The sequence below is a fragment of the Flavobacterium chungangensis genome (assembly GCF_042654045.1).
GTDB classification, from domain to species: domain Bacteria; phylum Bacteroidota; class Bacteroidia; order Flavobacteriales; family Flavobacteriaceae; genus Flavobacterium; species Flavobacterium chungangensis.
Genome location: NZ_JBHSFY010000002.1, coordinates 486,630 through 498,348, shown reverse-complemented (window position 1 = coordinate 498,348; position 11,719 = coordinate 486,630). Strand labels below are relative to the sequence as shown.

Here is an 11,719-nt window from a genome sequence, read left to right as displayed (position 1 = left end):
CAATTACAAAATCTTACCAGAAAACAGTGTACAAAGCCACTAATATTCCGCTAATGATAAAAGAACCGACTATAAATTCTGAAGAAACTTTAAACATGGATTTGTCAACTTCTATCTGATGTTTTTCTGCTTCTTCTTCTTCAAAAACTGGTTTCGCTAAACTAATTCCAACCATTATAAATACGATGATGAAGAAAACGATAGTCATTCGGTCTAAGAAAGGATAATCAGGAAAAGCACCTTCTGTCCACATTGGCAAGAATTTCAAAACTGCTGCAATTGGCACTGTCAGCAATGCACCAGCCAATCCGGCTGTTGGAGTTGTTTTTTTCCAGAACATTCCCAACAAGAAAATCGCGAGAACTCCCGGAGAAAAGAATCCAACGTATTCTTGTATAAATTGATACGCCTGATCTAATGATTTTAATGCTGGAGCTACAAAAGCTGCAATAATCATACAAACCACAACGCACCATCTTCCTGTACGAACCAGCTTTTTTTCTGATGCCTGAGAATTGAAGTATTTTTTATAAATATCTAAAGAAAAAATGGTCGAAATACTATTTGCTTTTCCTGCTAAAGAAGCTACAATTGCCGCCGTAAGAGCCGCTAGCGCAACACCTTTTAATCCCGCAGGAAGCAAATTCATTAAAGTAGGATAAGCATGATCTGGTTTTAAAACTCCCGCTGCATCAACCATTTCCTGTTGAAACATTCCATTTTCATGCATTACAAACATGGCAATACCAGGTAAAACGGCAATAATCGGAACTAATAATTTTAGAAAAGCGGCAAATAAAATTCCTTTTCGAGCTGTTTTTAGATCTGCTCCCAAAGCTCTTTGAACGATATATTGATTGCATCCCCAATAAGCTAAATTATTAATCAGCATTCCGCCCACTAAAACGGATATTCCTGGCAATTCATTATAATGCGGACTGGATTTGTCTAAGATCATGTGCAAATGATCTGGCGCTTCTTTAGCAATAACGGCCAGTCCTTTTAGAATATCTTTCCCAAAACCAAACTGATCTGACAGTAATGTCAAAGCTAAATAAGTTGTTACCAAACCTCCTAAAATTAAAACAATAACCTGAAACATATCCGTGTATCCAATTACTTTCATTCCGCCTAAAGTCACGATTACAGAGAACAAACTCAAACCAATTACGCAAAACTGAAAGCTAACAGGAGCAATAGAAGAAATGGCTAAAGCACCTAAATAAATAATTGAAGTAAGATTAACAAACACATAGATTAAAAGCCAGATAATTGCCATAATTGCACTTACTGTACCGCTATATCTTTTAGCCAAAAATTGAGGCATGGTAAATATCTTATTCTTCAAATAAATTGGCAGAATAAACATTGCCACAATAATTAAAGTCGCGGCAGACATCCATTCGTAAGAAGCAATTGCCAGTCCAATAGCGAAACCCGAACCGCTCATTCCTATAAAGTGCTCTGCTGAGATATTAGAAGCAATTAAAGAAGCTCCAATTGCCCACCAAGTAAGCGATCCTTCGGCTAGAAAATATTCGTTAGAACTCGTTGATGCAGTTTTCTTGCTTCTGTAAATATACATTCCATAGGTGGTTACTATGACAAAGTAGATAAAGAAAACAATGTAATCTGCGGTTTGTAATACATTCATAATAGTGTGGTTAGGCGTGGTTAGTAAGTAAAATGCATTTTAAAATCCAATAGGCATCAAATTTTCAGAAACCATTTTCTTTTATATAAAAAGTACAGTAAAATAAGCTGTACGACGGTGACAGATAATGCAGCAAAAAAGGGCTGCCAAATGATCGGTGTAAAATTTATAAGTCCGCCGAAAATATAATCTGCGGTATGTTTAAAATCGACTAAACCTTCTGCAGCGATATAAATTAAAATAGAATTTGAACCAATTAAAATCAACGGAAATACCCATTTTTGAAAACCAAATAAATCGATTATCACATAAAAAAAGACAAAGAATAAAATACTAAATCCGCCAACAAAACATACAAATGAACTGGTCCATAAATGCTTGTTGATTGGAAAACTGATATCCCAAATCAAACCAGTTACAATTAAAACTACAGCTGCTAAAGTCATCAAAAGCAATTTTACATTGATTGAAAATGGACATTTTGCTTTTAAAAATGTGCCAGTAAAAACGCCCAACAAAGCGGTTGCAATAGCAGGAAGTGTCGAGAATATTCCTTCTGGATCGTAAACTGTACTGTGCAATCTTCCTGGCAATAAAAGACGATCAATATATCCTTCTAATGAACCTTCTTTGGTTAAAACTCCCGCTCCAAAATCTGGCACCGGAATCCATTTCATCGCTGCGTAATAACCTATCAGAATACCGAAAAACCAGATTAATTGCTTTTTTAAATCAAAATTCAGAAAGATGATTCCAGCAAAAAACCAAGCTAATCCTATTCTTCCTAAAACACTCGCAAAACGCGTTTGATCAAAACCATCAAATCGTAACAATCCATTTACTACAAATCCGAGAACTAGTAAAATACAAGTTCTTCTAAGCATTGATAAATATATTTTTCGCTTTTCGCTTGACGGTAAATCTTTTGGAGATTTCACACCTGCCAATTGCATTTTCTTTTCGAAAGAATATGGCATTGAAACTCCGGCAACAAACAGAAAAACAGGAAAAATCATATCATAGAAGGTAATACCATTCCATTCCGCATGATGCAGTTGCGATGACATCCAGACAAAAATAGGAATTGGAGCCGCTTTAGCCAGAGCATGAACAATATGTTCGCCACTCATGATCCAAAACATCACAAATCCGCGCAGTGCATCTAAGGAAATTAATCTTCCGCTTGTAGGGTTACTCATTTTTATAGTATTCAGTGGTCAGTGTTTAGTGGTCAGTTTATATCTAGTGGTCAGTGTTCAGGACTTTAATGTTCAGTTTAGTTTGTCTTTATCAACAAACTGCGGCTAAAACTGAATACTAAAATCCTGACCACTGATCACTTTTAAAAAAGTGGTTTAATGATAAATCCGTAGCTGTATTCGCTTTGTGTTAGAACATATTGTTCGTGTGGCGGTGCGCCCCAACTGTTGTCTCCTCCTAATCCGCGTTGGGTTAAGTCTACACAAACTACTACTTCTTCTCTTGGTGTGATGTCGCTGGAATGAATATTCTTTTTAGAAATTCCACCATCAAAATCACTCGGATAATTATTTAAAGTACTCATACCTAAAGGCTGCAGACCTTTTATTTCAATGCCGTTTCCTTTATTCGCTGATAATTTAAACCAGCGTACATCTGTCTTATATCCATTTTCTTGCGGGCGTGTATATGGCACATATTGGTCTGCAACTTTACTGGTATAAATTCCTTTTAATGATGACGTTTTTCTGTCAGGATAATTTTCCAACGGTCCTCTTCCATAATAATCCAGATTTTCTAATGTGTTCTTTAAAGTGAAAATCATTCCGAAACGCGGTAACTCTGGCAGCGGATTATTTCCCTTTTTATAAAAAGCCTGAATCTCTAAAGCGTCATCATTTCCTAATGCGTATTTGATGGTATAATCAGAAGCAACATCATTCAATTTTAATTTGGCTATGATATATTTCTTGCCGTTTTCTTCGCTTTGCTGAATGCTTTCCAGCGACGTATTTTTTCCAGCCGTTCTCCAAACATTTGTTCTAATCTGCATTTTATTTCCAATATCATTATCGGTTGGGGCTCTCCAGAAATTTGGTTCAGGATACTGTTTAAAATATTCCTCGCCTTTTAAGCTGTAGTATGAAATCAATCCAGACGTTTTACTAATTTTAACCGTAACATTATCCGAAGTCAAAACAAACTGATCTTTTTCATCTTGAATTTTTGCTGTATTTGCTTTTTCTGATTTTTCGAAATATTTCCCGTCTTCGATTACAAATTGTTCTTTAGCAATTTCAAAGTTCTGAGGCAATAATTCTGAACCTATTTTCGTGTAAGCAAAAACATTCAACAAATATTCTGCACCTTCTTTTGACTTTAATTTTGGTAAATCAAGTTTAAACTGTTTTTTTGTTTTCGGATCTAATGCAACATTAAAAGTTCCGTCTTTAATTACTTTTCCATTTTCTAAAACTTCATATCTAAAGTTGTATTTATTAAGGTTTGTAAATCCGAAATCATTATTAATTTCAATTACACCGTTTTTAATGTCAACCGCTTTAAACAAGATATTCTGATACACTTTCTTTACTTCAAAAGCGCCTGGATGCGGTGTTCTATCGGCATAAACTAAACCATTGTGACAAAAATTTTCATCATTTAAATAATTCTGACTTCCCATATCGCCGCCATAAGCCCAGTATTCCCTGCCCGCTTCATCTTTTCTTTTATACCCTTGATCTACCCAATCCCAGATAAAACCGCCTTGCATATTTTTGCTGCCGCGAATGATATCCCAGTATTCTTGAAAATTTCCGCTGCTGTTTCCCATTGCATGCGAATACTCACACATGATATACGGACGACTCACTTCTTTTCTTGCCGCATATTCTTTCATGTATTCAATCGTTGGATACATTGGACAAACAATATCTGTATTTTCATTTTCTTTTGCCTGTTCAAACTGAACCAAACGGGAATTATCTCTTTTTTTAATCCATTTGTAAGCTTCGTGAAAAACAGGTCCGTTGGCACTTTCATTACCTAATGACCAGATAATTACAGACGGCATATTTTTATCTCTTTCAACAAGGCTATAAATTCTATCCAAATGCGCTTCTCTCCATTCTGGAAGATAACCCGGATTCGTTTTGGGATTCATCCATTTTAAAGGCTGTCCTTCTACTCCCATTCCATGACTTTCGATATTGGCTTCATCCACCAAAAACAAACCATATTTGTTACATAATTTAACCCATAAAATATTGTTCGGATAATGACTGCAACGAACTGAATTAATATTCAGCTGTTTCATCATTTTAATATCTTTCATCATCGTAGCTTCGTCCTGATAATGTCCCGTTTCTGGATTGTGTTCGTGAATATTGACGCCATGAACCATTAATCGAACTCCGTTTACCAATAATTGACTGCCTTTTAATTCTACTTTTCTAAATCCGATTTGTGTTCCAACGGTCTCTACAATTTCTCCTTTTGCATTTTTCAAAGTCAGAATCAACGTGTATAAATTAGGCACCTCACTGCTCCATAATTTGGGGCTTGATACATTTTGAGTAAAATTTAAAGTCTTAGTTTTTGTAGCTTCTAAATTGACATTCAACTCTTTTACAAATACATTTTTCCCAGAAGCGTCAACCAGTTTAGCAACTAATTTTTGATTGTTAACCGAAGTTAAAGTCAGATTTTTTAAACTCACATCCACATTCAAACTTCCATTTTTGTACTTCGCATCTAAATCTGGTTTGGCAAAAAAGTCGGCAATACGAACATTATCTGTGCTGTACAAATACACATTTCTGTCAATTCCAGAAAGTCTCCACATGTCCTGATCTTCTAAATAAGAACCATCACTCCATCGGTAAACTTCAATCGCTATATCATTTTTTCCAGGTTTTAGATATTTCGAAATATCAAATTCTGCTGGACTTTTAGTGTTTTCCGTATAACCTACTTTTTCTCCATTTACCCAAATATACATGGCTGAAGTTCCTGCTTCGAAATGAAGAAAAACATGGCGGTTTTTCCAATTTTCTGGCAGCATAAAATCTCTTTTATAAGATCCAACCGGGTTATCCCAATGATTGATAAATGGCGGATTTTTTTCGAATGGATATGTAATGTTGGTGTAAATTGGCACGCCGTATCCGTTAAGTTCCCAATTGGAAGGCACTTGAAGTTCTTTCCAATGCAGCGTACTGAAATCCGTTTTGTAAAAATCTTTTGGGCGCTCGTCTGGTGTTGGCGACCAAGAAAATTTCCATTTCCCGTTTAGAGAAAAATACCAAGGTGAATTTTCATATTTATCCAATATAACAGAATTTTCATCTGCAAAAGGAAGAAAAGCAGCGCGGGCCGGTTCTCTGTTAATTTGAAAAACCTCTGGATTTTCCCAATCGTTGCGGACTTTTTCCTGAGCAAAAACCAATGTATTGGAAAGTACAAGCAGGCTTAATAAAAGTATTTTGGTTTTGATATTCTGCATTATTTTGGTTTTAGATAGCTGGCAATTATTATTCTAACACTTAGAAACATAGTTTTTCTTTTATCAAAAAGCGCTTCAATTATTTCAAAAAATAGCTATGCGTGGAAACTAGTTTCTTCTATAAATCTTTCACACTCAAAAGAAAAAACTATGTTTCTATGTGTTTAAAATAAACTTTTAAAACTTCAATTTCTCTGGCAAATATTTAGCAACTAATTCTTTATAATAAGGAAGTAGTGCCTGCACATCTGGTTTAACCGGAGCTTTTGTATACAAATCGTATGGATTGAATTTTCTAACCCAGTCAAACATTTCAATGTCTTTTTCGTTCATTAAATGCGAGTAGGCATTTTCTTTATGTTGTGAATAAAATGAATGATAACGAATCATATATAAAGCCGGATCCGGAAGGTAATCTTTCATTATCTGGTACAAATATTCGTCATGTCCCCAGCTCATTTTTACATTATCCAGTCCGCAGTTTTCTGTATAAACTCCAAATTTGGTATTAAATCGCTCGTCTGTAAAATCCGGATTTTCTTTAAAAAATTCTGAATACACGATTTTATCTGAATATGCACAGCCAACAGGAAATGTATCTCCTACAACTGCCCACTGCGGCTCTCCAAACAAACATAAAACTTTACCTAAATCATGGATAAAACCTGTCAATACAAACCAATCTGGATGACCGTCTGCGCGAATAGCTTCTGAAGTCTGTAAAAGATGCTGTGTTTGATCTAAGTCAATATCTGGGTCGCTGTCGTCTACAAGCGTATTCAAAAAATCAACAGCTTCCCAGATTGACATTTCTTTTCTATTAAACTGCAAAAAATCTTGTTCTTTACTGCATACAAAATCATAGGTTTGATAAGTATGATTTATTCTGTAAAATTCCTTAACTGTTTCTACTCTTTCTGAATCGACATAATTCCTAAATTCTTCCTTTTGCTTTTCTTTTACACTTTCATTTTCTTCAGAAGGATCAGGATATCGAATCAGCAAATCATCTTCCCAGTCATCTAAATTGTTCAACGGATTGTCTGTATCTATATGTTTTTTCATAATGATAAATAGTTAAAAGTTACAAGACAAAAATAGAATTACATATTCCGTTCAAAATGGATTAATACATCAAAAACATGGATAATTCTTGTTATTGTAGGATTTTTACATTAAAACAAATCTAAAAACCTGAATATTTGTTTTTTGTCATTTTATGGAAGTCGAAATTATATTAGAATTTCTATATAGGAAATTGCCAATGTTGGTCGATTTTCGAGTGTGGTCCTTCCTTCGTCAGGATGACAAGATTGAAGATTTGTATTTCAAATATAGCCCGTGGTTTCAACCACGGGAAACGTTGTAAGGAAAATTAGATTGTCGATATGCATTGTGTCCCCATGGTTGAAACCACGGGTTATGTTTTTGATAATCTAAAAAAATCTTTGTCAAAGTTTAAAACTTTGACAAAGATTAATCTCCTATAAATTCGTGAAAAATAGTGTAATGCGTGGCAAAAAAACTAATTAATCAGTTTGCTAGGTGGGAAACCAAATTGTTTTTTGAAGCACCTGCTAAAATACAATGGATCATTAAAGCCAACTAAATTGGTTACTTCAGAAACATTGTATTTTTTACTTTTAAGCAATTCCGCAGACTTTTTAAGACGAATCGTTCTAATAAATTCGTTTGGAGCTAAATCTGTTAATTCCTTAATCTTTCTGTAGAGTTTAGAAGAGCTCACTCCAAGCTTATCGCAAAGAAATTCGGTAGAAAGATCGACTTCGCTTAAATTATCGTTGATCAAATTGGTTACTTTTTCCATAAATTCTTCGTCAATAGGAGAATGCGTCAGCATACTTACTTTACTTTCAACTTCTCCAGAGAATTTTTGCTTAAGTTCCAATCTTGATTTGATCATGTTTTCAATTACCGTTTTAAGCAACAATGGCTCAAAAGGTTTTACTAAATAAGCATCAGCTCCTGTATCGTAGCCTTTTACTTTATCCATATTTTCTGAAAGTGCCGTAAGCATAACCACTGGAATGTGGCTAATGAACTCGTCATTTTTAAGCTGTCGACAAAATTCCAAACCGTCCATAATTGGCATCATGACATCAGTAACACATACAATCGGTTTAATTTGTCGGCAGATTTTTAGACCTTCCTCACCGTTTTCTGCATCGTACACTTTATAATAATCCGACAAATAATCAACCAGATATTTTCTAAGTTCGCTATTATCCTCAATTACAAGAATTTTCTCTTTTAAATCGGTGTTTTGAATAATTTTCTTAGCCGCTTTTTCAGGAATAAGCATACTTAGATTATCGTTTTTAATAGCATATTCAAACACTTCCTTGTGCACGTAAGAAGCACGATCAATAGGAAGTTCAACTTTAAATGTACTTCCTTTTCCTTGAGTGCTTTCTACAGCAATATTTCCTTTGTGAATCGCCACCAAAGATTTTACCAAAGATAAACCAATACCCGATCCTGTATTATTGGCCTTACTGTTTGAAGCCTGATAAAAACGCTTGAAAATCTTCTCCTGACTTTTTAACGGAATACCAATTCCATCATCAGTTACTTCAATAACCAAAATATCTTCAACGGTGTCTTTTAATCTAATATACAAATCGACATTTCCGTTTTTGTTGGTAAATTTTAAAGCATTAGATAAGAGATTGTACAAGATTTTATCGTACTTATCATTATCAATCCAACCGTTTATTTCATCATCTTCAGAGATAAAATTGAGTTTAATCTTTTTGTTATAAGCCATTTCTTTAAACGAATCAAAAATATTTTTTGAGTACGTCAAAATATTGGTCTCCGTAACTTTCAATTTCAATTCGCCCGATTGTGCTTTTCTAAAATCTAATACTTGATTTACCAAATTCAATAATCGGCTTGCGTTCTGATAAATCAGATTGTATCTGCTTTTTTCGTAATCTGTTGCATGGCTATTTTCTTCCAGCAATTGTTTCGCAGGACCTAAAATCAGGGTCAAAGGCGTTCTTAATTCATGAGAAATATTGGTAAAGAAACGCAGTTTTTCATTATTCAGCTTGATATCATGCTCTCTGTTTACTTTTTCGGTAAGCAGTTCTTGCTTTAAGCGAATTCGATTTTTGATTTCTTTCCTAACAAAATAGAAAACACCAAACAAAATGGCAAAAAACATTAAAAAAGAAGTCGGCGTTAGCCAGAATGGAGGCAGGATTTTTATTTTATAAGAAACTATTTTGCTCCAATATCCATCGCTGTTGCTTGATCTGATTTTAAAAGTATAATTGCCCGGATAAAGATTCGTATACTGCACAATTCTTGAAGTGCTATTGGCTGTAATCCAATGTTTATCAAACCCTTCCAACATGTATTGAAACTTATTTAATTTTTCGTTTGCGAATGAAGGAGCTGAAAACTGAAGAGAAAAGTTGCGATTTTTATGGCTTAATTCAATTTCTTTTCCGTAATTGAGATCTTTTGAAAGGGGAATTTCTCCATTTATTTCCATTTCTGGAAAAACTTCTTCGTTCTGAATTTTAAACTCTGAAATCACTGGTAATGGCGACCAATTATTTCTTTTCATTGCGGGTGGAGAAAAAGAAATAATTCCGTTTTTTCCCCCTAGAAAAATATTAGAATTATTAAAATAAAAGAAGCCGCTAGCGCTAAAAACATCCAATCGGTTTCCACTATTTACATGATAAATGCTAATATCTTTTAAATTCGATTTGACAAAAGCAATATTATTGTTGTTGATATTCAGCCAGAGATTTCCACTTGCATCAGATAAAATATCGGTAATCCATTTACCAGAAAGCTCTTTTAGATTTTTTACAGGTTCAAATTCATTCTTTTTCACATTGTACAAACACAATCCAAAACGCGTTGAAGCCCAAATTTTACCTTTAACGTCTACCAAAACATCACTTACATTTTCGTCGTGCGGAACTCCTTTTTCTTTTATGAAAAGCGACGAATAGGTTTCTATTTTTCCTGAACTAATATTATATTTTACAACACCAGTTTCAGTAGCAAACCAAACATTATTTTTGGCATCTCTCTCGATAGCATTAATCTGAAAACCTGGCAAAAGTTCGTTAGAAGCCTGCACTTGAAGTGTTTTAGTATTTAAAACTACGGCACCTTCGCCAAATGAACCTACGATCATTAAGTCGTTACCAATTTTGCTAAAAGCAAAAACAGGCGACTTTTCAAAACCAACTTTAATTTCTCTGGAAGAATTTGTAGCATAATTGTAAACCAAAACATTTCCATCCCAAAGACCACAGTAAAAAATCTTTCCATCATCTGAATAAATGCTGGCAATATCTTTTCCTGTATTGTGCAAAGGAGTTGAGCTTTTTGTATTCGAGATAAAAAGTCCGTTGTGGTAGGTTGCGACAATAATTTTCTGATCGTACGTTTTTGCAAATCCTCTAATTCTTGGCGCTTGATTGCCAATAGAACGTGAAATATCTTTGTTTAATGTAAACTGATTTTCGTACGGATCATATTTGTCCAAACCGTCTTCAGTTCCAATCCATAAAACGCCAGATTTATCAAAATAAAGAGCTGAAATTAAATTATCGACAAGCGAAGTATCATCAGACAAAATAGAATAATACCATTTGTAATTTCCATTCTGAATGTCTTCTAACTGGTCGCAAACCAACAATCCGCCTAAAGTTCCTACCCAATATTTACCATCTGGAGCACGAGCAACAGATAAAAAATAAGGTCCTAATGCACCTCTAACCTGTTTGTTTTCGATATATAAATTAACAAACTGATTTGTAGTCTTATCTAATTTGTATAATCCTTCACGAGTTCCAACAAAAATATCCTGTTTTGCATCTTCATAAATAAAGTTGATGTACGGATTTTTTATATTGGAATAAGGAACAGAAAGCGTATAATTGGTAATTCTGACAATGGCACCTTTGGCATCCATTGTAATTTTGGCAACAGATGAATTTTCATAACTTCCAATCCAGACATTTCCTTTTTTATCTTCGAAAATTTCTTTAACGTAATCAAACCCTTTTAATTTAATTCTCTCAAATCGATTTTCATTCAAAAAGAACAGATACATTCCTTTTGTCTTCGTACCAACCCAAACTCTTTTGAATTTATCTACATAAACCGATCTTACTTCATCATCTGGCAAACTGTTTGGATCATCTTTTTTATGAAAAAAAGTGGTAAAAACATGGGTATCCATTTTGAAAAGCGTCAATCCTTTTCGCGTACCAATCCACAAATGATTAGAAGCTTCGTCAAGTTCTAAAGCTGTGATATCATCATTGTATAATTTATTTTTTCCAGGAGTTGAACTCATGTAGTTTTTAAACTGATAACCATCGAAACGGTTTAGTCCTGAGAATGTTCCAAACCACATGAAACCTTTTTTATCTTGTACAATATGGCGTACTGAGTTGTGAGACAATCCATTATTGTCATTATAATGCGCGAATTTTATACTCTGTGAATAAGAATGATAAAAAATGGCAGATAATAAGAATACTAAAAAGAATTTTTGTCTCATGAAAATAAATTATAAATGCAAT

At 34.2% G+C, this 11,719-nt stretch carries 5 protein-coding genes; all 5 read right to left on the bottom strand.

Going from position 1 to position 11,719, the window contains the following annotated elements:
* Window positions 1–13 precede the first annotated feature (13 nt).
* Window positions 14–1,654: a sodium/sugar symporter gene (locus ACFO3N_RS05050; protein ID WP_379795752.1), complete on the bottom strand. Its 1,641-nt coding sequence runs from the start codon at window positions 1,652–1,654 to the stop codon at window positions 14–16.
* 56 nt (window positions 1,655–1,710) lie between these two features.
* The gene (locus ACFO3N_RS05045; protein ID WP_379795750.1) at window positions 1,711–2,853 is read right to left on the bottom strand and encodes an acyltransferase family protein; all 1,143 of its coding nucleotides are present in this window, start codon (window positions 2,851–2,853) and stop codon (window positions 1,711–1,713) included.
* Between the two features lie 143 nt (window positions 2,854–2,996).
* Window positions 2,997–6,137, bottom strand: coding sequence for a beta-galactosidase, LacZ type (lacZ, locus tag ACFO3N_RS05040; RefSeq protein ID WP_379795748.1), 3,141 nt, complete (start codon window positions 6,135–6,137; stop codon window positions 2,997–2,999).
* A 177-nt stretch (window positions 6,138–6,314) separates the two neighbouring features.
* Window positions 6,315–7,202, bottom strand: a complete 888-nt coding sequence (locus ACFO3N_RS05035) for an inositol oxygenase family protein (RefSeq protein WP_379795746.1) — start codon at window positions 7,200–7,202, stop codon at window positions 6,315–6,317.
* Window positions 7,203–7,662: 460 nt separating this feature from the next.
* On the bottom strand, window positions 7,663–11,697 hold the full coding sequence (locus ACFO3N_RS05030) for a hybrid sensor histidine kinase/response regulator transcription factor (RefSeq protein WP_379795744.1): 4,035 nt from the start codon (window positions 11,695–11,697) through the stop codon (window positions 7,663–7,665).
* Window positions 11,698–11,719 lie beyond the last annotated feature (22 nt).